Origin of the sequence: Rhabdonatronobacter sediminivivens, assembly GCF_013415485.1 — a bacterium.
Lineage (GTDB): Bacteria > Pseudomonadota > Alphaproteobacteria > Rhodobacterales > Rhodobacteraceae > Rhabdonatronobacter > Rhabdonatronobacter sediminivivens.
Map to the genome: position 1 here is coordinate 1 of NZ_JACBXS010000018.1, position 25,731 is coordinate 25,731.

Annotated in this window: 18 protein-coding genes; 11 read left to right on the top strand and 7 right to left on the bottom strand. The window is 69.4% G+C overall.

Features of this window, described 5'->3' with window-relative positions; translation table 11 throughout:
• Positions 1 to 664 precede the first annotated feature (664 nt).
• Positions 665 to 1,726, bottom strand: a complete 1,062-nt coding sequence (locus tag HUK65_RS10025; protein WP_179906033.1) for a ParB/RepB/Spo0J family partition protein — start codon at positions 1,724 to 1,726, stop codon at positions 665 to 667.
• Entirely contained in the window at positions 1,723 to 3,027 is a 1,305-nt protein-coding gene (locus HUK65_RS10030; protein ID WP_179906034.1) for an AAA family ATPase, read from the bottom strand. The genes HUK65_RS10025 and HUK65_RS10030 overlap by 4 nt, the downstream gene beginning before the upstream one ends.
• 494 nt (positions 3,028 to 3,521) lie before the next feature.
• On the opposite strand from HUK65_RS10030, the gene HUK65_RS10035 reads away from it, so the two are divergent.
• Positions 3,522 to 4,238, top strand: a complete 717-nt coding sequence (locus HUK65_RS10035; RefSeq protein WP_179906035.1) for a hypothetical protein — start codon at positions 3,522 to 3,524, stop codon at positions 4,236 to 4,238.
• Between the two features lie 91 nt (positions 4,239 to 4,329).
• Here HUK65_RS10035 and HUK65_RS10040 read toward each other — a convergent pair whose 3' ends face one another.
• Positions 4,330 to 5,409 (bottom strand): hypothetical protein, encoded by a 1,080-nt coding sequence (locus HUK65_RS10040; protein WP_179906036.1) that lies wholly within the window; start codon positions 5,407 to 5,409, stop codon positions 4,330 to 4,332.
• A gap of 249 nt (positions 5,410 to 5,658) precedes the next feature.
• Here HUK65_RS10040 and HUK65_RS10045 point away from each other — a divergent pair, with 249 nt between their 5' ends.
• Both HUK65_RS10045 and HUK65_RS10050 read left to right on the top strand, forming a co-directional pair.
• Complete coding sequence (locus tag HUK65_RS10045; protein WP_179906037.1) at positions 5,659 to 6,873, top strand: efflux RND transporter periplasmic adaptor subunit; 1,215 nt, start codon at positions 5,659 to 5,661, stop codon at positions 6,871 to 6,873.
• A gap of 68 nt (positions 6,874 to 6,941) precedes the next feature.
• A complete protein-coding gene (locus HUK65_RS10050; protein ID WP_179906038.1) occupies positions 6,942 to 10,100 on the top strand; it encodes an efflux RND transporter permease subunit in 3,159 nt (1,052 codons plus the stop codon).
• A 16-nt stretch (positions 10,101 to 10,116) separates the two neighbouring features.
• Here HUK65_RS10050 and pcaF read toward each other — a convergent pair whose 3' ends face one another.
• Positions 10,117 to 11,316, bottom strand: coding sequence for a 3-oxoadipyl-CoA thiolase (gene pcaF / locus HUK65_RS10055; protein ID WP_179906039.1), 1,200 nt, complete (start codon positions 11,314 to 11,316; stop codon positions 10,117 to 10,119).
• 245 nt (positions 11,317 to 11,561) lie between these two features.
• Between pcaF and HUK65_RS10060 the strand changes: the two genes are divergently transcribed.
• The 5 genes from HUK65_RS10060 (at position 11,562) to HUK65_RS10080 (ending at position 20,325) form a co-directional block, all read left to right on the top strand.
• A complete protein-coding gene (locus HUK65_RS10060) occupies positions 11,562 to 12,719 on the top strand; it encodes a PrpF domain-containing protein (RefSeq protein WP_179906040.1) in 1,158 nt (385 codons plus the stop codon).
• Between the two features lie 135 nt (positions 12,720 to 12,854).
• Positions 12,855 to 14,003 (top strand): acyl-CoA dehydrogenase family protein, encoded by a 1,149-nt coding sequence (locus tag HUK65_RS10065; RefSeq protein WP_179906041.1) that lies wholly within the window; start codon positions 12,855 to 12,857, stop codon positions 14,001 to 14,003.
• Between the two features lie 14 nt (positions 14,004 to 14,017).
• The gene (locus HUK65_RS10070; protein ID WP_179906042.1) at positions 14,018 to 16,093 is read left to right on the top strand and encodes an acetate--CoA ligase family protein; all 2,076 of its coding nucleotides are present in this window, start codon (positions 14,018 to 14,020) and stop codon (positions 16,091 to 16,093) included.
• On the top strand, positions 16,090 to 18,159 hold the full coding sequence (locus tag HUK65_RS10075) for a 3-hydroxyacyl-CoA dehydrogenase NAD-binding domain-containing protein (protein WP_179906043.1): 2,070 nt from the start codon (positions 16,090 to 16,092) through the stop codon (positions 18,157 to 18,159). Before HUK65_RS10070 ends, HUK65_RS10075 begins: the two co-directional genes overlap by 4 nt.
• A gap of 66 nt (positions 18,160 to 18,225) precedes the next feature.
• A complete protein-coding gene (locus HUK65_RS10080) occupies positions 18,226 to 20,325 on the top strand; it encodes an acetate--CoA ligase family protein (protein ID WP_179906044.1) in 2,100 nt (699 codons plus the stop codon).
• Positions 20,326 to 20,340: 15 nt separating this feature from the next.
• On the opposite strand, the gene HUK65_RS10085 is transcribed toward HUK65_RS10080, so the two are convergent.
• Complete coding sequence (locus HUK65_RS10085) at positions 20,341 to 20,775, bottom strand: PaaI family thioesterase (RefSeq protein WP_179906045.1); 435 nt, start codon at positions 20,773 to 20,775, stop codon at positions 20,341 to 20,343.
• A 167-nt stretch (positions 20,776 to 20,942) separates the two neighbouring features.
• On the opposite strand from HUK65_RS10085, the gene HUK65_RS10090 reads away from it, so the two are divergent.
• The 3 genes from HUK65_RS10090 to HUK65_RS10100 all read left to right on the top strand — a co-directional run bounded on the left by HUK65_RS10090 (position 20,943) and on the right by HUK65_RS10100 (position 24,046).
• Complete coding sequence (locus tag HUK65_RS10090; protein WP_179906046.1) at positions 20,943 to 21,395, top strand: tripartite tricarboxylate transporter TctB family protein; 453 nt, start codon at positions 20,943 to 20,945, stop codon at positions 21,393 to 21,395.
• Positions 21,395 to 22,909, top strand: a complete 1,515-nt coding sequence (locus HUK65_RS10095) for a tripartite tricarboxylate transporter permease (protein ID WP_179906047.1) — start codon at positions 21,395 to 21,397, stop codon at positions 22,907 to 22,909. The genes HUK65_RS10090 and HUK65_RS10095 overlap by 1 nt, the downstream gene beginning before the upstream one ends.
• A gap of 186 nt (positions 22,910 to 23,095) precedes the next feature.
• The gene (locus tag HUK65_RS10100) at positions 23,096 to 24,046 is read left to right on the top strand and encodes a Bug family tripartite tricarboxylate transporter substrate binding protein (protein WP_179906048.1); all 951 of its coding nucleotides are present in this window, start codon (positions 23,096 to 23,098) and stop codon (positions 24,044 to 24,046) included.
• Positions 24,047 to 24,165: 119 nt separating this feature from the next.
• On the opposite strand, the gene HUK65_RS10105 is transcribed toward HUK65_RS10100, so the two are convergent.
• Entirely contained in the window at positions 24,166 to 24,717 is a 552-nt protein-coding gene (locus HUK65_RS10105; protein WP_179906049.1) for a carboxymuconolactone decarboxylase family protein, read from the bottom strand.
• Between the two features lie 3 nt (positions 24,718 to 24,720).
• A complete protein-coding gene (locus HUK65_RS10110) occupies positions 24,721 to 25,722 on the bottom strand; it encodes a D-2-hydroxyacid dehydrogenase family protein (RefSeq protein ID WP_179906050.1) in 1,002 nt (333 codons plus the stop codon).
• Positions 25,723 to 25,731: the final 9 nt, after the last annotated feature.

Here is a 25,731-nt window from a genome sequence, read left to right on the forward strand (position 1 = left end):
GGGACCGGGAAACTGTTCCTCGGCATGCTTTCCACAAGCCCTGTCCCGGGCGACCAGCCCGGGACGCGCCCGACCCTCCCCCGGGAGGGCGCATTGCAACATTGCAAAAAGCTCAGCGCATGGAGGGCTTGGCTGGCATAAACCGCAACAAACCCAGGGTCCCAAAGCGCCCACCCAGGGTCGGGCGCGTCCCTTCGCTCCCGGTTTCGATGTAAGAACAGGAACAGTTTCCCTGACAGGCACTGGCCAATTTTCTTTTTCAGCAGCCTGTTAAGTGCGCCCCTCACCTGCGCCCGCGCCCCGGACACCCTGCGCAAGGTGGCGCAGCGCCATTCTGGGCGCCTCTGTCCCCGCGGGGACAGAGGCCCGGACCCGCCCTGACACGGATGGCACAGGCGGCGCCCCTCCATGCGCACCCTCCATGCACAAGGCGCCCCCCAAGCGCAGCCGCCCTGCCCCCGCGAGGGCAAGGGCGCGCGGCCCGGAGGGGTCGCCCGCGGGTTGCGCGGGCGGCAAGGGCAGCGGAACATGGCGGGGAAAGGGGGCGGGTCTGGCAGCCTGTCCCCGCGGGGACAGGCACTGGCGGAAAGGTGCTGGCGGGCAGGTTTGGCGGCGGGCCGCGCGGGGTGGAAAACCGCTGTCCCCGCGGGGACAGCGGCAGCGCTCAGTCGTCGAGCTGGGCCATGAAGGCGGCCACGGCAGCCTCCAGCCGGTGGCGGTCGATGGACGAGAAATCGCGCGCCATGGTCAATTCCACCTTGCCGTCACGGGCGGCGCAGCGGACTGTCCCCGCGGGGACAGTGCAGCGCAGGGTGGTCTTGGCAGCGCTGCGCCCGGCGCGCGCGCTGGCCGGGCGCGTGGCCAGCCCGGTCTTGGCGGCATAGCGCAATACCTCCAGCTCCTGCTCGGCGGTGGCGGGAAAGGCGGCCGCCAGACGCGCCTTCAGCCGGGTGGCGAACCCGGGGTCCGAGAGGCGCTTTTCCAGATCCAGCCCCAGCTTGCGGGGGATCGCCTCGGGGAAGCGCAGGCGGCTTTCCAGGGCGCGCAGCACGCTGGCAAAATGGCGGATGTAGCTGCGCTTCTGCCGCGCGGCGCTGGCATAGAGCCGGGCGACGGCATCTTCGACATTGTCCACATCGGTGCCGGGGTCATCGGCATAGGCCAGCGCCAGCTGCGCCATTTCGGCAAACGAGATATCGCGCCGCACCAGGTTTTCATCGACCATGCGGCGATAGAGCGCCTCCAGTGCCTCGCCCCCGGCGACCAGGGCGGCGGGGATGCAGGCATAGGCATCATCGCCGGTTTCGGCATGCAGCGCACGATAGGCCGCCAGCCGCCGGAACCCCTGGATCAGCTCATAGCCATCATCCACGGCTTCGACCCGGATGGGGTTCGACAGGCCGATGGCGCGGATCGAGGCCTTCAGCTCCTCAAGCTCGGGGTCGGTGGTGGCGCTGCGGTCCCGGGTCAGCTTGTCGGTGCGGATACGCTCCAGCGGGATCAGATCGGTGATCAGCCCGGCCTTTTTCAGCCGCACATGTTCATGGGCCAGCCGGTCGTTTTCGGCGCGGATGGCGGCCTCGGCGCTGGCGCGTTCGCGCAGGGCATCGGCGTTTTCGGAAATCGCCGCCGCCATGGGGCCGCGCCGGCCCTGCGGCTCGGGCCCCTCGGGGGCCGCAGGTTCGCCGCCGGGAAAGTCGATATCGAAGACGCGCCGCTTGCTCATGCCTCATCCTCCAGTTGGGCCCAGGCCTCCTGGGCGTAGCCGCGAAATTCCTCATAGGCGCGGTCAAAGGTGGTGCGCGCGCGCCGCCAGGTCTCGCGCGTCATGTCACGATAGTCGATTTCATAGATCGAGGACAGGAACCGCCCCGATTGCTCCACCGCGCGGGTCATCTCGATCGGATGTTGCGCCACCCTACCCTCGAACACCTTGTCAAAGGCTGACTTCATCGCGCGGTGCAGGTCATTGCCCTGTTCATAGCGCGTCAGCAGGAAACGGACATCGCAGAAGGCCTTGGGCAAGCGCAGTGTCCCCGCGGGGACAAGCCCTTCGAACATGGTCAGATCCTCCAGCGCCTCGGACAATTGCCCGATGAAGGAGGTGGTGCTGTCATATTCCCAATACCCGGGCCCCGAGGGGATATACAGCATGTCGGCGGCGAAGACCGCATTCATGGACTGATAGCCGATGGCGGGCGGGCAATCGAAGATCACCAGATCATAGGCATCGGCGGGCAGCGCATCGAGATAGCGCGACACGGCGGCAAAGAACGACCATTCCGGATTCAGATGCCGGTATTGCGCGCTGGCAAATTCCACAAAGGCGGCATTGGCGCAGGAGGGGATCAGGTCGATCGTGGGCCAGCAGGTGGGTTTGATGAAATCATTGATGCGCAGGTCATGCAGCCCCATGTCGGTGATCGCCGCCGGAAGCTTGCGCTGGGGCAGGGCGGTGCCGCTTTCGGCGCCACGGGCGGCGGCGTTCATGCGCTCGGTCTCGCGGATCAGGTCACGGGCCATGATGCCCCAGACGGTGTATTCCTCGGCCACATCCGACAGGCCCATGGAATGGCTGAGCGTGGCCTGCGGGTCGAAATCCACCGCCAGCACGCGATAGCCGTCCAGCGCGGCGGCATGGGCGAAATGCAGCGCCACGGTGGATTTGCCCGCGCCGCCCTTGAAATTGGCGATGGCGCAGCGCAGGGCGCGCTTGTTCGCCGGGCGCGGCGGCAGCAGCGACCGGCGGTTGACCTTCAGCCGGCGGCGCAGGGCGTTGATCTCATCGAGCGAATACCACCGCTGGCGGCCGTCTTCCTCCACCTGGCCTTGGGGCAGGCTGGGATCGGCGGCCAGACGCCCGCGCAGGGTGGACTGGTTGACCTTCAGGATCAACTCGGCCACCTCCCAGCTGGAAAACCGGCGCAGGGTCTTCTGCAGTTCGGGGGAAAAGGTCTGCTGCCGGATCCAGCCCTGCATCTTGAGCGAATGCGCCTGAAGCCGCGCCAGGTCGGTATGGGTGAACATGCTGCCCCTCTGTCATATGCCTGTCCCGCCGGGGTCGGCGGACGCTGATTTCTGCCTGTTCCAGATTTACGCTGAATTTGCAATTTTGGCAAAAGGAAATATCATGTGGCAAACCGTTGTCCCCGCGGGGACAGTGCCCTGTGTCGCAGCCCGCGCCACAGCCTGAGCAGGACGCCGGGCGATTCGGGGCCTCGGCGCGGATAATGGGGGACAGCCCAGGGGCCACCGCAAGATATTGGGGGACAAATCCGGCGCAATAGGGGACAGCCTCTATGTCCCCCTATACCATTGAACCCCAGATTCATCCTTCGGATTGGGGGCAGAAACCCCGCCCGGTGATTGACCGCTTGACAGAATCGGATTGCCGGACGCAAATAGGGCAGCGCTGGCAAAGAGCGTTGTGTTAAGCGGATCTTGACCTTCCAGCGCCAGAAAGGGCCGTCAGAGCCCGACCGTCCGAGGCCGCCGTCACCGGCGCAGCAGAAAGGCACGCCATGCCTGCCAACCGTGTCAGCAGCGGGACCCTGGCCCGCCCAGTCGGCCGCAATGCGGCGGCGCTGAAATATGACCTGTTGTCGGCCATGGGCGCCTTTGCCCTGGGCGCGGGCCGGGGGATGCAATGCCGGGTGTTGCGGCTGATGACCCTGCTGACAGCGCGCTACAACTGGGCGCGCGACGAACTGGCCGTGGGCCAGCGTGAGATCGCCCGGCTGTGGTCGGTGGATGAACGCACCGTCAAGCGTGAGATGGCCAAACTGCGCGCCATGGGCTGGCTGCGGCTGAAACGGCAAGGGGCGCGGGGGCGGGTCAGCGAATACGGGCTGGATATCGCGGCGGTGCTGGCGGATACGCGCTCGCATTGGGCGGCGGTCGGCCCGGATTTCGAAGACCGCATGGCAGCCCCCGAAAGCCGCGGCAATGTCGTGGCCCTGCCGGTCAGTGGCCGGGTGCCGGCACCGGAGGCGCCCCCCGCCACCGGCGATGCCAGCGAATGGGGTCTGGCGCGCGCGCTTCTCCATGCCGAGGACCCGGGGCTTTACGCCACCTGGATCGCCGCGCTGGAACGGGTGGAGCGTGCGGGCAGCCGCCTGGTCCTGCGCGCGCCAAGCCGCTTTCACGCCAGTTATGTGCTGACCCATCTGCAGGCCCGTGTCCTGCGCGCCTGCACGGCGGTGGATGACAGCATCGGCGAAATCACCGTTCAGAGTTGATCCGGCCCTTGCCGCTGGCACCCAGGCGCCCCCATGGCGCGCAAGGGTGGGCGGGTGGGGCGCGCCATGGGGGCGCCTTTGCGGCCCGGGTTCAGCGCTGCCGCTGCAGGGCGGCGCGCCACATGCGGAAGCGGCCCTGTCCGGTGACTTCGGTGATCAGGCCGCGGGCTTCCATCCAGGCCAGGTTGCGCTGGACGGCGGCGCGGCTGGCGCCGGTCAGCGCCTCGGCCATGGGGGCCGAGACCAGCGGCCATTCCGCCAGCACCCGCGCCAGCGCCGGGGGGGTGCGCCCGGACAGCGGCGCCATCACCCGTTGGGCCCGGGCGCTCCATTCCGCCACCTGATCCAGCGCGCGCAGGGCGGCCAGGGTTGCGGCCTCCATCCCCGAAAGCCAGGCCTCCAACCGCGCGGCGGGGGCGCCGCTGGCGCGCAGGCCGCGTGCCCCACCCAGGGCGAGCGGCGCGAAGACCGCGCCCGCGCCTCCGTGCAGCCCGGCGGTGGCGGCCAGCCGCGCGGCGGTCACCGCAGCCTCCAGCCGGTCGCCGGGCTGGCCCAGCCCCGCCAGCGCCCAGAGGTGATAGCCCATGCAGGCGCGGGTGATCGGGTGCAGCGCCTCGGCGGTGCGCAGGGCCTCCAGCCAGGCGGCGCTGCGGGTGCGCAGGCTGTCCGGCGCCACCTCAGGGCCGGGGGTGTCCGGGTCATGGCGGCCCAGGAACCCGGCCAGCGCCGTTTCGCTGTCCATGTCCGGCCCCGGCCCCCCCGAAAGCCGCCGCACCGCCCAGCCCACCCGCGCCAGCGCGGCGGCATCGGTCTGCACCCCCGCCAGCCGCAACCCCACCCAGAGCGCCAGCCGGTCCGGGGCCACGCGGTCGCCGCTGAACCAGCTCAGGTCCGCAGCCTCCAGCAGGGCCAGCCGGTGGCGCCAGCCTTCGGGGCCCTGATGCAGGCGATCATCCAGCGCCCCCAGCCGGGCCGCCACCCGCGCCAGCGCGGCCGCCTGCGCGGCCTCGGCCTGCGCCCAGTCTTCCGGGTGGGCGGGATCGGTCCGGGGCGCGCGGGGCAGGGGGGGCAGCGGGCCGGGATCATCTTCGGGGGGGGCGGGCAGGAACCACAGGTCAGCCTCATCCTGTGGGGCGAAGTCTGCGTTCCAGTCTGTGGGGTTGCGGGCCATCTGCGCAGAATAGGCCGGTTTTGCGCCGTTCCCAAGGGGTTTTGTGCGCCCGCAGTCTGGTGCATGATGTCAGAGTTGCCCGGTCCCGCCGGGCCGCGCCGGGCTCCTGTGCGCGCAGCTGTGCATTTTGTGTGCAATATGGGAGTTGACCATTTCGTGTGCAGTGCAAAAGCTGTCAACTGTCCGGCTTTGTGCTACGTCTGACAGCCTGTGAATATCATTTGCGGAACCAATGGGCAGGGGATTGCCATGAAATCGATCAGGCTTCTGGCCGTGTCGGTGGCGTTGATCGCCCTGGCGCTGGCGGGCTGGGCGGTGTTCCTTCCGGCCTCGCACCCCGTTCTGGACCGCGCGGGGCTGCTGGCGCCGATGAAGGCCATGGGCCTGCCGATCCCCGAGGCGGAGAACGGCGCGGAGGGTGGCCCGTCCTTTGGCGGCGGCGGTGGTGTGCGGGTGGTCGCGCAGGAGGTCGGCCTCGTCGAGGCCGATGACCGTCTGGGCGCCATCGGCACCGCCGAGGCCCGACGCACCGTGTCCCTGACGCCCGAAGTCTCGGGGCGGCTGGAGGTGGTTTCGGTCGACTCCGGTGACTGGGTGGAGGCGGGCGCGGTGATCGCGCAGCTGGATGCCGAGGCGCAGGAACTGGCCATGGACCGCGCCCGCCTGCGTCTGCAGGACGCCCGCACCCGCGCCGACCGCGTGGCCCGCCTGCGTGAAAGCGGCACCGCCACCGAGGTCCAGATCCAGGAGGCCGATCTGGCGCTGAACCAGGCCGAGCTGGACCTGCGCGATGCCGAATTCGAACTGCGCCGCCGCCAGATTGTTGCGCCGGTTTCCGGCTGGATCGGGCTGATTGCGCTGGAACCGGGCAACCAGGTCAGTGCCGGGACCGAGATCGCCCGGCTGGATGACCGCAGCACCCTGCTGGTGGAATTCAACGTGCCGGAACGGTTTGTGGGGCTGGTCGGCCCCGGCGATGCGCTGGAGGTCAGCCCCCTGTCGCGCCCGCAGGAACGGGTCGAAGGGCGCATCCGTGCCGTTGCCGCGCGCGTGGATCAGGACAACCGCACCCTGCGCATTCAGGGAGAGATCGCCAACCCCGATGACCGGCTGCGCCCCGGCATGGCGTTCCGCATTTCCGTCATCCTGCCCGGCGCGGCCTATCCGGCGGTGGACCCGCTGTCGATCCAGTGGGACCGGCGCGGCGCCTTTGTCTGGGCGCTCGATGACGAAGGCCGCGCCCGCCGCGTGGGGATAGAGATCGTCCAGCGCCGCGATGATGCGGTGTTGCTGCGCGCCGATCTGGAGGAAGGCCAGCGCGTGGTGCTGGAAGGGGTGCAGAACCTGCGCCCCGGCGCCGAGGTTGCGGTGGATGAGCTGATCACCCCCGCCGCGCCCGGCGCGGGGGATCTGCTGACCCGGCGCACCGAACAGGCCGAGGAAGAAGCCAGCCCTGATATCTGACCCCGATATCTGCCGCCCCGGTTTGCGCCCCGGTTTCTCGGCCCCATACCGCCCGCATGGAGACGCCCATGAGCAGCCCCGACACCAAGGACCCGAACCAGAGCCCCGACAGCGACGGGTTCGATGCCTCGGAAGCCGCGAAATCCGGCACCGCGCTGTTTGTGCGCCGCCCCATCCTGGCCTTTGTCCTCAGCGCGCTGGTGGTGATTGCGGGGCTGGCGGGGCTGTTTGCGGTGGAAGTGCGCGAATTGCCCAATGTGGACCGCCCCGTGATCACCGTCACCACGCAATTCGCCGGGGCCGGTCCAGAAACCATCGACCGTGAGGTCACCAGCCGGATCGAAGGCGCGGTGGGGCGGGTTTCGGGGGTGCAGAGCATCTCGTCCAGTTCGCGCTTCGGGCGGTCGCGGGTGGTGGCGGAATTCAGCGACAGCACCGATATCGACGTGGCCGCCACGGATATGCGCGATGCCATCGGGCGCATTCGCAACAGCCTGCCCGATGGCGTGCAGGAACCCCGGATCGTCAAGGCCGATTCCGATGCCGATGCGGTGATGCGGATTTCCGTCACCTCGGCCACGCGGTCGGTGCAGGACCTGACCCGGCTGGTGGAGGAGCTGGTCGAGGATCGGCTGATCTCGGCCCCCGGGGTGGCCGATCTGCAGGTGTTCGGCGCGCGCGATGCGATCTTCCGGGTGGATATCGACATGCTGGAACTGGCCGCGCGGGGCCTCAGCCTGGCCGATCTGCGCGGCGCGCTGCGCAATGTCAGCTTTGACGTGCCCGCCGGTGCCCTGTCCAACGAACGCCAGACCATCCAGGTGCGCACCACGGCCAATGTCACCACGCCCCAGGCCTTCGAGGCGCTGGTCCTGAGCGAGGGCACCCGGCTGGGCGATGTTGCCCGCGTCACCCTTGGCCCGGCGCCCGGCGAAACCATCCTGCGCGCCAATGACCAGACCGGGATCGGCCTGGGGATCATCCGGCAGGCGCAAAGCAACACGCTGGACATTTCGCGCAATGTCACCGCCATCGTAGCCGAATTGCAGGACATCCTGCCCGAGGATGTGCGCATCTTCGTCACCTCGGACGAGGCCACATTCGTCGGCGGCGCCATTGTCGAGGTGCTGAAGACCCTGGCGCTGGCGCTGATGATCGTGGTGGCGATCATCTTCCTGTTCCTGCGCGATGCGCGCGCCACGCTGGTGCCCATGGTCAGCCTGCCGGTGGCGCTGATCGGCACGGTGGCGGCGATCTATCTGGTGGGGTTTTCGGTCAATATCCTGACCCTGCTGGCGCTGGTGCTGGCCACGGGCATGGTGGTGGATGATGCCATCGTGGTGCTGGAAAACATCGTGCGGCGGCGCGCGCAGGGGATGGGGGCGCGGGCCGCGGCGGTGCTGGGCACGCGGCAGGTGTTCTTTGCCGTGGTCACCACCACCGCCACGCTGGCCGCCGTTTTCGTGCCGCTGTCCTTTCTGCCCGGGCAGGCGGGGGGGCTGTTCCGGGAATTCGGCTTTACCCTGGCGATTGCGGTGCTGCTGTCCTCCTTTGTGGCGCTGACGCTCTGCCCGGTGCTGGCCAGCAAGCTGTTGCGCCCGGTGGATGACACGGCGAAACCCGGCCCCCTGGCGCGGTTCGGCGCCGGGGCGGGGCGGGTCTATGAAACCACCCTGCGCGGCGCGCTGGCCATGCCGGGCGCGGTGGTTCTGGCGGCGCTGCTGTTTGCCGCGACCGGCTGGTTTGCCGCCCAGTCCATCCCGCAGGAGCTGACCCCGCCCGAAGACCGCGGCGTGGCGCTTCTGTCGGTGACGGCGCCGCAGGGGGTGTCCATCGACTATACCGACGCCAAGCTGCGCGAGATCGAGGCCATCATCGCCCCCCTGCGCGATACGGGTGAGGTGACGAACCTGTTTTCCATCATCGGCTTCGGCAACCAGGACAACCGCGCCTTCGTGGTGATGACGCTTGCCGACTGGAGCGACCGGGACCGCAGCCAGCAGGAGATCGTGGGCGATATCAACGCCGGGCTGCGCGGCATCATCGGCGTGCGCGCCTTTGCCATCCAGCCCAATTCGCTGCGTATCCGGGGTGCGGGGCAGGGGCTGCGCTTTGCCATCCTGGGCAGCAATTACGATGATCTGGCCGATAACGCGCAGGCCCTGGTGGACCGCATGTCCGAAGACCCCCGCTTCGGCCAGGTCCGGCTGGATTTCGAAACCACCCAGCCGCAACTGTCGATCGAGGTGGACCGCGAGCGCGCCTCGGACATCGGCGTCGATATCGACGGGCTGGGCGAGGCGCTGCAGGCGGTGCTGGACGGGCGCACGGTGGGCAATGTCTTCATCGATGACCGCAGCTTCGATATCCAGATGCTGTCCACCCGCACGCCGGTGCGTGACCCGGGCGATCTGGAACAGAGCTTCGTGCGCACCGCCGCCGGGCAGATGGTGCCGATTTCCAGCTTCATCAGCCTGTCCGAGCGCGCCGTGGCCCCGGATCTGACCCGCGAAAGCCAGCAACGCGCGGTGCAGGTCACCGCCGGGCTGGACGGCGATTTCCCCCTGGGCGCCGCCCTGGCCGAGGCACAGCGCCTGGCCGCCGAGGTGCTGCCCGCCAACGAACGCCTGCTGCCCCAGGCCGAGGCCGCCACCCTGGACGAGACTTCGGCCGGGATCCTGCTGGTGTTCGGTTTTGCGATCCTGGTGGTGTTCCTGGTGCTGGCGGCGCAGTTCGAAAGTTTCATCTCGGCGGTGGTGGTCATGGCCACGGTGCCGCTGGGGCTGGCCTGCGCGGGGTTTGCGCTGCTGATCACCGGGGTCAGCCTGAATGTCTATTCACAGATCGGGCTGGTGCTGCTGGTGGGGATCATGGCCAAGAACGGCATTCTGATCGTGGAATTTGCCAATCAGCTGCGCGATGCCGGGGCGCAGGTCCATGAGGCGATCCTGCGCGCATCGACCATCCGGCTGCGGCCGGTGATGATGACCATGACCTCGACCGTGCTGGGGGGCGTGCCGCTGATCCTGTCCACCGGACCGGGGGCCGAAGCGCGCGAGGCGCTTGGCTGGGTGGTGGTCGGCGGGCTGGGGCTGGCCACGCTGGCCACCCTGTATCTGACCCCGGTGGCCTATCTGCTTCTGGCCCGCTTCAGCGCCCCGCGCTCGGCCGGGCAGATGCAGCTGGAGGAAGAGCTGACCACCGCCGGTCCCCGCCGGTCCGCGTGACGGCAGGGCAGGGGGCTCAGGCGCGTTCCAGCGCCAGGGCGATCCCCTGTCCCACGCCGATGCACATGGTGGCCAGCGCCCGCTTCCCGCCCGAGATCGCCAGTTCAAGTGCTGCGGTGCCGGTGATCCGCGCCCCGGACATGCCCAGCGGATGCCCCAGCGCGATGGCCCCGCCATTGGGGTTCACGCGCGGGTCATCATCGGCGATGTGAAGCTGGCGCAGCGTGGCCACCCCCTGCGCGGCAAAGGCTTCATTCAGTTCGATCACGTCGAAATCATCGGCCTTCAGCCCCAGCCGGTCCATCAGCTTCTGGCTGGCAGGCGCCGGGCCGATGCCCATGATGCGCGGCGGCACCCCCGCCGTTGCCCCGCCCAGAACCCGCGCGATGGGGGTCAGCCCGTGGCGGGCGGCGGCCTCGGCGGTGGCAAGGATCAGCGCTGCGGCGCCATCGTTCACGCCGCTGGCATTGCCAGCCGTGACCGAGCCTTCGGCAAAGAGCGGGCGCAATGCGGCCAGCGCCTCGGGCGTTGTCGCGCGGAGATGTTCGTCTTGCGTGACCTCCAGCGGGTCGCCCTTGCGCCGGGGCACGGAAACGGCGGTGATTTCGCGCGCCAGCCGCCCGCTGTCCTGCGCGGCGGCGGCCTTTTGCTGCGAGGCCAGCGCCATCGCGTCCTGCGCCGCGCGTGAGATGCCATAGTCATCGGCCACATTCTGCCCCGTCTGCGGCATGGAATCGGTCCCGTGGGCCCTGTGCATCGCCGGGTTGACGAAGCGCCAGCCGATGGTGGTGTCAAAGATCTCGGCCCGGCGGGAGAACGCGGCATCCGCCTTGGGCATGACCAGGGGCGCGCGGCTCATGCTCTCCACCCCGCCGGCGATCATCAGATCGGCCTCGCCGGCCTTGATCATGCGCGCGGCGGTCAGCACCGCATCCATGCCGGAGCCGCACAGCCGGTTGATCGTGGTGCCGGTCACGCCCACCGGCAACCCCGCCAGCAGCAGCGACATGCGCGCGACATTGCGGTTGTCTTCGCCCGCCTGGTTGGCGCAGCCAAGGATGACATCGCCCACGGCCTCCCAATCCACGCCGGTGTTGCGCGCCATCAGCGCCCCCAGCGCCACCGCGCCCAGATCATCGGGGCGGATTGACGAAAGCCCGCCGCCGTAGCGGCCGATGGGGGTGCGGATGTAGTCACAGATGAAAACGTCGGTCATGGGGGCTCCGGGCAGGTTCGGGGCGCGCGCGCGCGCAAAACGCGCGGCGCGGGGTCAGGCGCCACGCTGGCAGCAGGCGGCGCCGGGATCAAGGGCGCGGGGCCTTATCTGCAGGCAGGGCAGGCAGGCTGCAGATCAGGGTTTGCCAGACTTCGGGTGCAGGCATGCTGACCTTTGGTTAATGTCCCGCCCCGCGCACCTGCGCCAGACAAGGGCACCGCGAAACCGTCAGAGGATCAAGCCCCATGCCCCCGAAGCCCAGGTTCAACATGACTGCGATCCCCGCCCGGATCATCCGGGGCGGATCATCCAAGGGCGTCTATCTGGACATCCGCGACCTGCCGCCCCCGGGCGATGCGCGCGACGCGGTGATCCTGGGGGTCTTCGGCTCACCCGACCGCCGCCAGATCGACGGGCTGGGCGGGGCGGACAAGCTGACCAGCAAGGTGGCGGTCATGGGCCCGCCCACGCGCGACGATTGCGATATCGACTATCTGTTCGGGCAGGTGAACACGGAACTGCCCCGGGTGGACTGGAAGGCCAATTGCGGCAACCTCTCGGCCGGGGCGGCGCTATGGGGCGCGCTGACCGGCGCGGGGCGGGTTGAGGGCGATTGCGCCCATCTGCGCATCCACCAGGTCAACAGCGGGCGGGTGCTGGTGGCAACCGTGCCGCTGCAGGACGGCGCCCCGGCGGTGGCGGGCGATTTCGCCATCGGCGGCGTGCCCGGGACGGGGGCGCGGATTGACGTGGATTTCGCCGATTTCGCGGGGTCCTCGCTGGGGCGCGGGCTGCTGCCCACGGGGGCTGCACGGGACCGGTTCGATGTGCCCGGGATCGGCGCGCTGGAGGTCAGCGTGGTCGATATGGCGAATTTCCTGATCTTCGTGCGCGCGGCGGATATTGGGATGGAGTGCAGCGCCTCGATCTATGACATGCAGGCCGATACCGCGCTGGTTGCGCGGCTGGAGGCGGTGCGCAAGGTGGTGTCGGACCGCCTGGGCTTCATCACCGGGCCAGAGGCCGATGCCAGCCTGCGCGTCAGCACCAACCCGTTGATCTTTGCCGTGGCCCCGCCCTGCGATTATGCCGCCACCAATGACCTGGCGGTGCGCGCGCGCGACCATGACCTGTTTGCGCGATCGCTGGCGCGGTTCGAATTCTCCAAGGCCTATCCGGGGTCCGGGGCGGCGGGGACGGCGGTGGCGGCGGGGCTGCCCGGCACGCTGGTGCATGAAGCGGCGGCCAAGGCCGGGCGCTACGCCCTGCGCATCGGCCACCCCGGCGGCGTGCTGGAGGTCGGCGCCGAGGTGGCGGCCAGCGACAGCGGCCCGCAGGTGCGCAAGGCCCTGATCGGACGCACCGCGCGGCTGGTGATGGAGGGAACCGCATATTACCGTTGATCATGCTGCAGGCGGTGCAACCGGGCCAACCTAAACATAAAGTCATGCAAGACTGATTTTCGACAAGTTGCCGCCGCCGCCCTGCGCGCGCATCTTCGCGCCAGTTTCAGCACTTGCAGATCAGGGAAGGGCGCAATGACCGCTGCATTGACACAAGATCAGATCGAACTGGCCGAGTCCGTCCGGCGCTTTGCCGAAGGCACCCTGGCCGATGGCGCGCTGGCGCGCGCCCATGCGCCCGGCTACCCCTGGGATGTCGCGCAGCGCCTGGCCGAAATGGGGATGCTGGGGATCACTCTGACCCCCGAGGATGGCGGCATCGGCGGCACGCTCATGGATGCGGTGATCACCATTCAGGAACTGGCCATGGTCTGCCCCAAAAGCGCCGATGTGGTGCAGGCGGGCAATTTCGGCCCCATCCGCACCTTTGCCGAATATGCCACCCCCGAACAGAAAGCCCGCTTCCTGCCGGATATTCTGGCGGGCCGGGCGCTGATTTCGCTGGGGATGAGCGAGCCGGACGCGGGGTCCGCGGTGACCGAGCTGAAGACCTCGGCGCGTGAGGAGGGCGATGGCTATGTCCTCAACGGCTCCAAGGTGTTTTCCACCCACAGCCCCGAGGCCAACCTGTTCCTGATCTATGTCCGCTTCGGCCCCGGTCTGGGGGGGATCGGATCGGTGCTGGTGGAACGCGGCACGCCGGGCTTTACCGTGGGCCAGCCCTCGGCCTTCATGAGCGGCGAGGAGTGGTGCCCGCTCTATTTCGAGGATTGCCGCATCCCGCGCGAGAACCTTCTGCTGGGGCCGGGCGGGTTCAAGAAGCAGATCGCGGGCTTCAATGTGGAACGGATCGGCAATGCCGCCCGCGCGCTGGCGCTGGGGCGCCACGCCTATGAGGTCGCCCGCCGCCACGCGCTGGAGCGCACGCAGTTCGGCCGCCCCTTGTGCGAATTCCAGGGGCTGCAATGGAAATTCGCCGAAATGGCGGTGAAGCTGGAATCGGCGCAACTGCTGCTTTACCGTGCCGCGCAGGGGGCGGACGGGGCGCTGCCCTCGGCCTTTGATACGGCGGTGGCGAAACTGGCCTGCAACGAGGCCGGGTTCGAGGTTGCCAACGAGGCGATGCAGGTCATGGGCGGCTATGGCTACAGCACGGAATCGCTGGTGGAATATTGCGTCAAGCGCACCCGGGGCTGGATGATCGCGGGCGGGTCCATCGAAATGCTGAAGAACCGGATCGCCGAACATGTGTTCGACCGCCGCTTCAGCCAGCGCCCCGGATGAAAGGGCTTGCCACCATGACCAATGCACCCTGGGCACAGGCCCTGCTGACCCCGCGCCATGTCGCGCTGGTGGGCGTGTCGGATGATCCGGCCAAGACCTCGGGGCGGCCCTTGCAGTTCCTGCGGCGCGCGGGATTCGGCGGCAAGGTCTGGCCGGTCAACCCCGCCCGCGCCACGGTGCAGGGGGAAACGGCTTATGCGCGGCTGGCGGACCTGCCGGCGGTGCCGGATCATGTCTTTGTGCTGACCGGCGCCGATCGCGCGCTGGACACGCTGGAAGACTGCGTTGCGCTTGGGGTGCCGGTGGTGACCATGCTGGCCGCGGGCTTTGCCGAAGCCGGCGCGCGCGGGGCCGCGGCGCAGGCGCGGCTGGCGGGCATCATGGCGCGGGCATCGGGGCGGGTGCGGCTGCTGGGGCCGTCCAGCATCGGGATCGTCAACCTGCACCACAATCTGGTGCTGACCGCCAATGCCGCCTTTGCCGAACCGGACCTGCCGCGCGGGGGGGTCTTCGTGGCCTCGCACAGCGGCAGCCTGATCGGCGCGCTGGTGTCGCGCGGGAAGCGCAAGGGGTTGGGCTTTGCGGGGCTGGTATCCGTGGGCGGTGAGGCGGACCTGTCACTGGGCGCGATCTGCATGGCCGCGCTGGATGATCCGGCGGTGACCAGCTTTGCGCTGTTTCTGGAAAGCCTCCGCCACGCTGATGACCTGCGCCGTTTCGCCTTGGAGGCCGCCCGGCGCGGCAAGCCCGTGGCCGCCTACAAGCTGGGCCGGTCCGAGGCTGCGGCGGAACTGGCCGTGTCGCATACCGGCGCGCTGGCGGGCGATGACGCCGTCGCCGATGTATTCCTGCGCGACTGCGGGATCGCCCGGGTGGACAGTTTCGAGGCCCTGCTGGAGGTGATGCCGCTGCTGGCGCAGGTGTCGCCAGCCCAGGCCTTGCGCGCGGGCCGGGTGGGGGTGGTCTCCACCACCGGCGGCGGGGCGGCCATGGCGGTGGACCGCATGGCCCTGCGCGGGGTGGATGTGGTGACGCCCTCGGACGCCACCCGCGCGAAGCTTTCTGCGGCGGGCGTGGACCCGGGCGATGGGCGGATTGTGGACCTGACGCTGGCGGGCACGCGCTATGACGTGATGAAATCGGCGCTGGATGTGCTGCGCGCCGCGCCGGAATTCGACATGGTGCTGGCCACGGTGGGCTCTTCGGCGCGGTTCAACCCGGAACTGGCGGTGCAGCCCGCGCTGGACTCGCATGGCCAGCCGGGCAGCCCGCTGGGCGTGTTCCTGGTCCCTGACGCGCCCGAGGCCGCGCGCCTGCTGGCGGGTGCGGGCGTGCCCATGTTCCAGACCCCGGAAACCTGCGCCGATGCGGTGGCCGCCGCGCTCCAGCGCCGCAGCCCGCGCCCGCCAAAGGCTGTCGCCGCCCCCGCCACCCCTCGCCCCCTGTCCGAGGCCGAAGCCTATGCCCGGCTGGCCGCCCATGGCGTGCCCGCCGCGCCGCATCTGGTGCTGGATGCCGACGCCCCGGTGCCGGACCTGCCCTTTGCCTATCCGGTGGTGGCCAAGGTGCTGGACCCGGTCCTGCCGCATAAAAGCGACGCGGGCGGCGTGGTGCTGAACATCGCCGATGCGGAGGCGCTGGCCCAGGCCATGGCGCAGATCCGCGCCCATGTGGCCCGCGCCATGCCCGGCACCGTGGTGCGCCGCATCCTGGTGCAGCAGATGGCGCGCGGCCTGGGCGAGGTGCTGCTGGGCCTGCATCGCAACCCTGAGGTCGGGCCGGTGGTGGTGCTGGCCGCAGGCGGCGTGTTCACCGAGATCTACCGCGACAGCGCCATGCGGCTGGCGCCGGTGGATGTGGCCACCGCGCGCGAAATGATTGATGAGTTGAAGATCACCCGCATCCTGCAGGGCTATCGCGGCGGCGCGCGCGGGGATCTGGCGGCGCTGGCCGAAACCGTTGCGGCCTTTTCGCGGCTGGCCGGGGACGCTACACACCCCGTGGCCGGGGCCGAGGTCAACCCCCTTCTGGTGATGCCCGAAGGGCAGGGCGTGCTGGCCGTGGATGCAGTGATGGAGGCAGAGCCATGAGCGGAACCGTTCACTTCGAGCGTGAGGGCGATATCGCGGTGCTGGTCATCGACAACCCGCCGGTCAATGCGTCCTCGGCGGCGGTGCGTGGCGCGCTGCTGGCGGCGCTGGAGCGTGTGGCCGGGGATGACAGCATCGCCGGGGCGGTGCTGATCGGCGCGGGCAAGAGCTTCATCGCCGGGTCGGATCTGCGCGAATTCGACCTGCCGCTGGCGCCGCCACAGCTTCCGGCGGTGATCGCCGCCGTCGAAGCCCTGCCAAAGCCCGTGGTGGCTGCGCTGCACGGTGCGGCGTTGGGGGGCGGGTATGAACTGGCGCTGGGGTGTGATGCGCGCATCGCTGCCCCCGGCGCGGTGCTGGGCCTGCCGGAGACCACGCTGGGGATCATCCCCGGCGCGGGCGGCACGCAAAGGCTGCCGCGTCTGGTGGGCGTGGCCCGGGCGCTTGCGCTGATCTGCGCGGGCACGCGGGTCAGTGCTGACCGCGCGTTGGAGCTGGGCTTGATCGACGCGCTGGCCCCGGACGATCTGCGCGGGCAGGCCGTGGCCCGCGCCCGCGCCATGGCCGGGCAGAAGGCCCGCGTGATCGACCGCCCCGTGCCCCCTGAAGCGCCCGAAGATATCGACACCGCCGCCGCCACCGCCTTGCGCAAGGGGCGCAACCGCCCCCATATCGCCGCCGCCATCGCCCATGTGCGCGCCGCCGCCACCACCCCGCCCGCGCAAGGCCTGGCCGAGGAACGCGCCACATTCGAATCCCTGCGCACCGCGCCCGAGGCCCGCGCGCTGCGTCATATTTTCTTTGCCGAACGCGGCGCCGCCCGCGGCGCCGAAGGGCGCACGGCCAAACCCCTGCCGGTCCGCGCCCCCGGCGTGCTGGGCGCGGGCACCATGGGCGCGGGCATCGCCACCGCGCTGTTGCTGGCGGGCCTGCCCGTCACCCTGGCCGATGCCAGCCCGCAGGCGCTGGAGCGCGGGCGCCAGACGGTGCATGCCGCGCTGGCATCGGCCGCCGAGGCAGGGAAACTGCCCGCCGATGCCCTGCAACAGACGCAGGACCGGCTGCGCCTGGTCCCCGCCGCCGCCGATCTGGCCGCCTGCGATCTGGTGATCGAGGCGATCATCGAGGATCTGCCCGCCAAGCGGGCGGCCTTCGCCGAACTGGACCGGATCACCGCGCCGGATGCGATCCTGGCCACCAACACCTCGTATCTGGATATCGACGATATCGCCGGGGCGACCACGCGCCCCGAACGGGTGATCGGGCTGCATTTCTTCAGCCCCGCCCATGTGATGAAACTGGCCGAGGTGATCGCCGGCGCGCGCAGCTCCGACAGCGCCGTGGCCACGGGTCTGGCGCTGGCGCGCAAGCTGGGCAAGACCCCGGTCGAGGCCGGGAATGCCTTTGGCTTCATCGGCAACCGCATCTATTCGGCCTATCGCAGCGCCTGCGAATTCATGCTCGAAGACGGCGCGCTGCCCCATGAGGTCGATGCCGCGCTGGAGGAATTCGGCTTTGCCATGGGGCCGTTTGCCGTGACCGACATGTCCGGGCTGGATATCGCCTGGGCCATGCGCCGCGCCCGCGCGCATCTGCGCGACCCCGCCGACCGCTATGTGCGTATCCCCGATCTGCTGTGCGAAATGGGACGGTTCGGGCGCAAGACGGGGGCGGGCTATTACCGCTACGGCGACAGCAAGCGCCCGCAGCGCGACCCGGAGGTTGACGCCCTGATCATCGCGCAATCGCGGGAAAAGGGGATCGCGCGGGCGCCACTGGATGCCGCCACCATCCAGCGCCGCGCCCTGGCCGCCATGGTGAACGAGGCCGGGCTGCTGATCGCCGAGGGCGTGGCCCTGCGCCCGGGCGATGTCGATGTGGTCATGGTCAATGGCTATGGTTTTCCGCGCTGGCGCGGCGGGCCGCTGCATTGGGCGGCCACCGAAGGCGGCGCCGCGCTTCAGGCCGAATGCGCCGAATTCGCCCGAACCTCGGGGCCGTCGCGCATGGCGGCCGATCTGGCGGCGCTGGGGATCACGCCCGCGCCGGACCCGCAGGCGGGCTGATCCCGCCCCCTTTTTCGTCACACGCTGGCAGCGCCCCCGCGCCTGCCGCTTCTGGAGGTTTGCCTCATGTCCAACCCTGACACCCCCGCCGCCGACTGGTTCAACGCCCTCTTTGCGCCCCAAAGCGTGGCCGTGATCGGGGCCTCGGCCGATCCGTCGAAAACCGGCGGGCGGCCGGTCAACTATCTGCGCAAACACGGGTTTGGGGGCCGGATCATGCCCGTGAACCCGCGCGCGGATCAGATCTCCGGGCTGCCCTGCTACGCCGATATCGCTTCCCTGCCCGAAGCGCCCGAAGCCGCGATTGTCCTGCTGGGCGCCAACCGCGCCGCCGCTGCCGTGGCGGACCTGGCCGCGCGGGGCACGAAGCTGGCGATCGTGCTGGCCAGCGGCTTCAGCGAGGCGGGCACCGAGGGGCAGGCCCGCCAGCGCCAACTGGCCGAAGCGGCGGGCTCCATGCGTCTGCTTGGCCCCAACACCATCGGCGCGGTGGACCTGCACAGCCGGATCGTGCTGTCGGCCAGCGGCGCACTGGAGGCCGAGGACCTGCCCGCGGGCGGGATCTCGGTTGCGTCGCAAAGCGGGGGGATCCTGGGCGCGTTGCTGTCGCGCGGCGCGGCGCGGGGGATCGGCTTTGCCAAGCTGGCCTCCACCGGGAATGAGGTGGACCTGGACATCGCCGACCTGATCGGCGCGCTGGCGCAGGACCGGCAGACGCGGGTGATCGCCGCCTATGTCGAAGGCATCCGCGATGCCGCGAAATTCCGCACCGCCGCCGAGGCCGCCCGCGCCGCAGGCAAGCCGCTGGTGATCTACAAGGTGGGCCGTTCGGGCGCGGGGGCGCGCGCGGCGGTGTCGCACACCGGCGCCATGGCCGGTGAGGACCGGCTCTATGACGCGCTGTTCGCGCAGGTGGGCGCCATCCGGGTGCGGGATTTCAACGACCTGCTGGACCTGCCCGCCATGCTGGCCACCGGGCGGGCCATGCGCGGCAACCGGGTGGCGGTGCTGACCTCGACCGGTGGTGCGGGCAGCCTGATTGCCGACAATTGCGGCGTGCTGGGGCTGGATGTGCCGCTGATGGACGGGGCCACCGCGCAGGGGCTGGCGCAGATCCTGGGCGAGGATGCGCCGATGACCGGCAACCCGGTGGATGTGACCCTGGCCGGGGTGAAGCCACAGATCATGACCGCAGCCACCGAAACCCTGCTGAACGCCGAAGGCGTGGACGGGGTGGCCGTGGTGGTGGGGTCCTCGGCGCTGGCGCAGCCCGATGTGGCTGTCGGCGCCATCCGCGCCGGGGCCGAGCGCAGCGACAAGCCGATCATCGCCTATGTCAGCCCCCATGCGCCGCATATCCTGCGCGCGCTGAACCTGCAGGGCATCCCCGCCTTTACCGCGCCGGAAACCTGCGCGCTGGCCTTTCGCGTGGCGCAGACCCCCGCCGCCCCGGCGGCGCCGGGTGCTCCTGCGCCGCTGCCGGAACTTCCCGCCGATCTGCCATATGGCACGCTGAACGAGGCCGCCTCGGCCCGGCTCTTTGCCGCTGCGGGGCTGCACGGGGCGGCGCATCGGGTGGTTGCGGATGCCGCCGAGGCGCAGCAGACCGCGCGCGATCTGGGCGGACCGGTGGTGCTGAAGCTGCTGTCGGATGCCATTGCCCATAAATCCGATGTGGGCGGCGTGCGTCTGTCGCTTGATGCCGCCACCATCGGCCCCGCGCTGGAGGAGATGGCGGCGGGGATCGCGCGCCAGGGTCTGCCCGCGCCGCAGGGCTATCTGGTGCAGAAGATGCTGCAGGGCGGGGTCGAGGTGATCCTGGGCGCGCGGCGTGACCCGCAGCTGGGCGCCTTTGTGCTGCTGGGCGCGGGGGGCACGCTGGCGGAACTGGCCGATGACAGCACCATGCGGCTGTTGCCGCTGAGCCGCGCCGATGCCGAATCCATGGTGGAGGACCTGCGCCTCTCGCGGCTGTTGCGGGGCTATCGCGGGGGCGCGGTGCATGACGTGCCCGCGCTGGTCGATGCGATCCTGGCCATGGCCGGGCTGGCCGCTGCCCTGGGCCCGCGCCTGTCCGAGGCCGAGATCAACCCGCTGTTCGTGCTGCCCGAAGGGCAGGGCGTGGCGGCAGCGGATGGGCTGGTGGTGCTGGACGATGGCGCCTGAATGAACGCGCCCGGATCAGTCGCCGCTGCGGCTGATCCGCCAGACCCCCTGCGCGCTGGCCAGCGCTTCGCCCGCGCACAGCACCGTGCCTTCGACAAAGGCCATGCGCCCGGTGACGCGGCTGATCCGCGGGTGCAGGGTGGCAAAGCTGCCAAGCGGCATCGGCGCCAGAAAGCTGACATTGAGGTTGATCGTGGCGCCGCGCCGGGCCTGCCCGGTGATGCGCGCGGACTGGCCAAAGGCGCGGTCGATGAAGGTCATCATCATGCCGCCATGCACCACGCCGTTGCGGTTGGCGTGGATCTCCAGCGCCAGCAGCCCGTATTCGGTGGTGTCCCCCACCGGCCGCACCCACAGCCCGCCCAGATGCTGCAACAGCCCGTCCATGGGGTCATGGCGCCAGCCATCGCCGGCAGAGGAAGGGGGGGCAGGGGGGATATGCGTAACCATAACGTGTTTATCCGGCGTCACGCTGCCGCGCGCAAGTGGGCTGATCGGCGGTGCCAGCCTGATCTTTTGTCAGCATAGCATGCAGCATCACAAGTTGATACCTGACCCGCAACGCAAGAATATCCACACACCCGGCGCAGGGCGCCCGGTGGTTCGAAGGGGGGCGAATGGTGACGAAACGTGACTATCGCGACATGACGGCCGGCGCGCTGCTGCTGCTGCTGGGGCTGGCCGCGGCCTGGTATGCTTCGGAGAACTATCGCATCGGCACGATCACCCGCATGGGGGCCGGGCTGGTGCCGCTGTCGCTGGGGGTGATGCTGGCCGGGCTGGGCCTGATGCTGATGATCGGGGGCTGGTTCCGCAAAGGCATCCTCCCCGAGGTCCGCGTGCTGACGCCCATCTGCGTCTTCGGCTCCATCGCGGTCTTTGGTCTGATGATCCAGCCCTTCGGCCTGTTGCCCGCGGTGATGGCCAGCACCACGGTGGCATCGCTGGCCGAAAAGGAATTCCGCCCGCTGCGCATCCTGGTATCGGGCCTGCTGCTGAGCGCGGCCGCCTGGGGGATCTTCGTCTTCGGGATCGGGCTGTCCATTCCTCTGATCACCTGGAAGCTCTGATGGACATCTTTGCCAATCTGGCGCTGGGACTGGGCACCGCGCTGTCGCCCTATAACCTGTTGTATTGCTTCCTGGGGGTGTTCCTGGGCACCATCATCGGGGTGATCCCCGGCATCGGCGTGCTGGCCGCGATCTCGATGCTGTTTCCGATCACCTTTCACCTGGAGCCCACGGCGGCGCTGATCATGCTGGCGGGCATCTGGTATGGCACCACCTATGGCGGCTCCACCGCGTCGATCCTGCTGAATATCCCCGGCTCGCCCTCCAGTGCGGTGACCTGCCTGGACGGCTATCCCATGGCCCGGCAGGGGCGCGGGGGCGTGGCGCTGCTGATGACGACGCTGGCCTCCTTCGGGGGGGCGTCCATCGGGATCGTGGTGCTGACCTCATTCTCGCCGATGATTGCGAAATACGCGATCTATATCTCATCGGCGGAATATTTCGCGCTGATGCTGCTGGGGCTGGTGGCGGCGGCGACGATCACCAACGGCTCGGCCGTCAAGGGGCTGGCGATGGTGGTGCTGGGGCTGTTGCTGGCCACGGTGGGGATGGATTCGCAAAGCGGGGCGCAGCGCTTCACCTTCGGCAATATCGAGCTGATGGACGGGCTGAGCATCGTGGCCCTGGCCATGGGCCTGTTCGGCGTGGCCGAGATCGTGACCTCGGTCCGGCGCATCCATCCCGGCGATGTGGACCCGAAAAGCGCCACATGGGCGGCGATGAAGCCCACGCGCGATGACATCCGCCGCTCCTGGGTGCCGCTGTTTCGCGGCGCGGGGATCGGCTCTTTCTTCGGGGCCATGCCGGGCACGGGGCCGTCGCTGTCGGCCTTCATGGCCTATGCGGTGGAACACCGGGTGTCACGCACCCCCGAACGCTTTGGCAAGGGCGCGATCGAAGGCGTGGTGGGGCCGGAATCGGCCAACAATGCCGCCGACCAGACCGCGTTCATCCCCACCCTGTCGCTGGGCATTCCCGGCAGCCCCACCATGGCGCTGATGCTGGGCGCGCTGATGATCCACGGGATCAACCCGGGGCCGAACCTGATTTCCGAACAGCCCGGCCTGTTCTGGGGCCTGGTGATGAGCTTCTGGATCGGCAACCTGCTGCTGCTGATCCTGAACATTCCGCTGATCGGGCTGTGGGTGCGGCTGCTGATGGTGCCCTACCGGATGATGTATCCCGCCATCCTGATGTTCATCTGCATCGGCGCCTATTCGGTGCGCTACAGCCCCTTTGACGTGTTCACGGTGCTGGGCTTCGGGATGCTGGGCTATGCGATGCGGGTGTTTTCGCTGCCGCCTGCGCCGCTGCTGCTGGGCTTTGTGCTGGGCCCGCTGGTGGAAACCCATTTCCGCCGGGCGATGATCATGGCGCGCGGCGATGCGATGTATTTCCTGGAGCGCCCCTTTACCGCCACCGTGCTGGCGCTGACCGTGGCCGTGGTGGTCTGGAGCGTCTGGGCCGGGCTGCGCCGCCGCGCCCGCGACAAGTCGGGGCTGCTGGACCAATGAGCGCGCCCTGTCCGTCCCGCACCGAAATTCCGAAAGCCGCCCGCCCCTGTGGCGCGGTCTTCGGCCATGCCCGGGCCCCTGACGGGCCCCGGCTGTTCACAAGGGCTCCGCACCGGCGCTCTTGACCGTGGCGCCTGCGCCTGACGCGCGGCCCGTCGCATACGAAAACCAAATGGAGGAGATGACATGAAACTTCCCGCAACCACGGCCCTGGCGCTGATCCTGTCCGCAGGGCTTGCGCAGGCCAGCGACTTTCCGTCCGGCAATGTGACCATCATCGTGCCCTACAGCCCCGGCGGCTCCACCGACCTGGTGTCGCGCCAGCTTGCGGTTGACCTGCAGGAGATCTGGGGCGTGTCGGTGATCGTCGAAAACCGCCCCGGCGCCGGGTCCATGGTGGGCACCACCGCGTTGTCGCAGGCGGCCCCCGATGGCCATACGCTGCTGGTCAACACCGCCGCTGCATCGACCGCCCCGGCCATCCAGTCGCTGCCCTTTGACGCGGAAACCGATGTGACGCCGATCAAGCTGATCGGGCAGAGCGCCTATGTCATGGTCGCCGGATCGGGCGTTGAATCGGACACCATGTCCGAATTCCTGGAAGAAGCCGCCGCCAGCCCCAAGTTCTTCGCCACCGCGGGCGTGGGCAGCTCCAGCCATTTCGCGGCCGAGCTGTTCCTGCAGCAGGCCGGGGTTGATGGCGACATCATCCATTTCTCGGGCGGGGGGGATGCCAATACCAACCTGATGGGCGGGCATGCCGATATCTATGTCAGCAACACCGCCAGCGTGATCCCCTATGTGCGCAACGAACAGGTCAAGGCGCTTGGCGTTCTGGGCCCTGACCGGGACGGGCTGCTGCCGGATCTGGAATCCAGCGGCGAGCTGGGCATCGAAGGGATCAACATCAACGCCTGGCTGGGCATGTTCGGCCCCGGCGGCATGGATCCGGACCTGGTCGCGCGCATCGATGCCGATGTCAGCACCGCCATGCAGTCCGAAGGGTTCCAGGCGCTTCTGGAAAACAACTTCATCGTCGGCGGCGAGTCGAGCCCGGAAGAATTCGCCGCGCAGTATATCGAGGAAATGCAGCTCTGGCGTGACCTGGCCGAGCAGCGCGGGATCGAGGCCGACTGATCCCCGCAGTGGCGCCCCTTGCGGGCGCCACGGCAGCACAACAGGAACACCCGCGCGGACAGGCTCCGCGCGGGTGTTTTGCAGTCAGCGGGCTGCGGGCTGCGATCAGCGGTTGGGGGTCAGCCCAATGCGGGTTCCGTGCCCTCGGGCAGGTCGACGTCAAAGGCGTTGATGGTCATGGAAATCAGCGTGTAATAGCCGCAAAGCCCCACCAGATCGACCAGCCGCCCGTCGCCCAGGGTCGCCTGCGCCTCGTCATAGAGCGGGCGGGTCAGGGTGCGTTTCTCGGTCAGTTCCCGCACCACCCGGTGCACCACCGACGCCTCGGCATCGGTGCCGAAATCCGGGGTGGCGCCGGTGCGCAGGGCCTCGATGATCGCAGGCTCCAGCCCGGCAGCCTCGGCGGGGGGTTTGTGCGCCCACCATTCGTATTCCGCCGACCACAGCCGCGCCATGGTCAGGATTGCCAGCTCCGACAGCCGGGGCGGCAGGGACGAGCCATAGCGGCAATAGGCGCCAAGCGCCTGCGCGCGTTCGGCCAGTTTGGGTCGGTGCAGCCAGATGGCCAGCGGGCCGCGCACCTGTCCGCGCGGGCCGCTGACGATCAGCTCATGCACCCGGCGCTGGTCTTCGGTCAGGGTTTCGGGGGCGGGGGGGGCCAGACGTGCCATCGCTCAGCCCTCCTGCCCGTAAAGCCGGATCGGCGCGCCGTTGAGCCAGGCGTCCAGGTTCTCGACCGTCTGGCCATAGAAGTTTTCCAGCGTTTCGCGCACGGTATAGCCCAGATGCGGGGTCAGCAGCGCGTTGGGCAGGCGGCGCAGGGGATGATCGGCGGGCAGGGGTTCGGTTTCGAACACATCCAGCCCGGCCCCGGCGATGGTGCCGCCCTCCAGCGCGGCGATCAGGGCGGCTTCGTCCACCAGCGGGCCGCGCGCGGTGTTGATCAGGATCGCATGGCGCGGCATCAGCGCCAGATCCTGCGCGCCGATGATCCCGCGCGTGCTGTCGCCCAGCACCAGATGCAACGAGACGATGTCCGACTGCCGCAGCAGCGTTTCCTTTTCGGCATATTCGGCCCCGCCCGCGGCGGCGCGTTCGGGGGTCAGGTTGGGGCTCCAGGCGATGACCTTCATGCCAAAGGCGCGGGCCACGCCCGCCATCTGCGCGCCCAGCTTGCCCAGACCCACCAGCCCCAGCGTCCGGCCATGCAACGCGCTGCCCAGCCGGGTCTGCCAGGCGCCATCCCGCATGGCCGCCGATTCCGCCGGGATATGGCGCATCAGGGCGACGATCAGCCCCCAGGCCAGTTCGGCGGTGGCATAGATGCCGTTGCCGCTGCCGGTGGTGCTCATGACCACGATGCCCAGATCGCGGGCGGTGGCATCGTCCAGGGTGCGGTTGCGCTTGCCGGTGGCGGCAATGGCGCGCAGGTTGGGCAGGGCGCGCAGCACCTCGGCGGGAAAGGGGGTGCGTTCGCGCAGCAGGCAGATGGCGTCATAGGGCTGCAGGGCCTCGATCGCATGGGCGCTGTCGCGGAAGGGCTCGGTCAGGAAGGTGACTTCGGCCCGGTCCTGCAGGCGCGACCAGTCGGCCAGCCCTTCGGCGGCGGCCATGTAGTCATCAAGCACCGCAATCCGCGCGGGGCGGTCGGTGGGCGGGGTTCGGGGGTCGGTCATCATGTCCTC

Coding starts and splice junctions, on each gene's coding strand:
- HUK65_RS10095 (WP_179906047.1), top strand. CDS start 21,395: ATGGACATCTTTGCCAATCTGGCGCTGGGACTGGGCACCGCGCTGTCG.
- HUK65_RS10050 (WP_179906038.1), top strand. CDS start 6,942: ATGAGCAGCCCCGACACCAAGGACCCGAACCAGAGCCCCGACAGCGAC.
- HUK65_RS10065 (WP_179906041.1), top strand. CDS start 12,855: ATGACCGCTGCATTGACACAAGATCAGATCGAACTGGCCGAGTCCGTC.
- HUK65_RS10070 (WP_179906042.1), top strand. CDS start 14,018: ATGACCAATGCACCCTGGGCACAGGCCCTGCTGACCCCGCGCCATGTC.
- pcaF (WP_179906039.1), bottom strand. CDS start 11,316: ATGACCGACGTTTTCATCTGTGACTACATCCGCACCCCCATCGGCCGC.
- HUK65_RS10110 (WP_179906050.1), bottom strand. CDS start 25,722: ATGACCGACCCCCGAACCCCGCCCACCGACCGCCCCGCGCGGATTGCG.
- HUK65_RS10030 (WP_179906034.1), bottom strand. CDS start 3,027: ATGTTCACCCATACCGACCTGGCGCGGCTTCAGGCGCATTCGCTCAAG.
- HUK65_RS10080 (WP_179906044.1), top strand. CDS start 18,226: ATGTCCAACCCTGACACCCCCGCCGCCGACTGGTTCAACGCCCTCTTT.
- HUK65_RS10035 (WP_179906035.1), top strand. CDS start 3,522: ATGCCTGCCAACCGTGTCAGCAGCGGGACCCTGGCCCGCCCAGTCGGC.
- HUK65_RS10090 (WP_179906046.1), top strand. CDS start 20,943: ATGGTGACGAAACGTGACTATCGCGACATGACGGCCGGCGCGCTGCTG.
- HUK65_RS10025 (WP_179906033.1), bottom strand. CDS start 1,726: ATGAGCAAGCGGCGCGTCTTCGATATCGACTTTCCCGGCGGCGAACCT.
- HUK65_RS10040 (WP_179906036.1), bottom strand. CDS start 5,409: ATGGCCCGCAACCCCACAGACTGGAACGCAGACTTCGCCCCACAGGAT.
- HUK65_RS10060 (WP_179906040.1), top strand. CDS start 11,562: ATGCCCCCGAAGCCCAGGTTCAACATGACTGCGATCCCCGCCCGGATC.
- HUK65_RS10100 (WP_179906048.1), top strand. CDS start 23,096: ATGAAACTTCCCGCAACCACGGCCCTGGCGCTGATCCTGTCCGCAGGG.
- HUK65_RS10105 (WP_179906049.1), bottom strand. CDS start 24,717: ATGGCACGTCTGGCCCCCCCCGCCCCCGAAACCCTGACCGAAGACCAG.
- HUK65_RS10085 (WP_179906045.1), bottom strand. CDS start 20,775: ATGGTTACGCATATCCCCCCTGCCCCCCCTTCCTCTGCCGGCGATGGC.
- HUK65_RS10045 (WP_179906037.1), top strand. CDS start 5,659: ATGAAATCGATCAGGCTTCTGGCCGTGTCGGTGGCGTTGATCGCCCTG.
- HUK65_RS10075 (WP_179906043.1), top strand. CDS start 16,090: ATGAGCGGAACCGTTCACTTCGAGCGTGAGGGCGATATCGCGGTGCTG.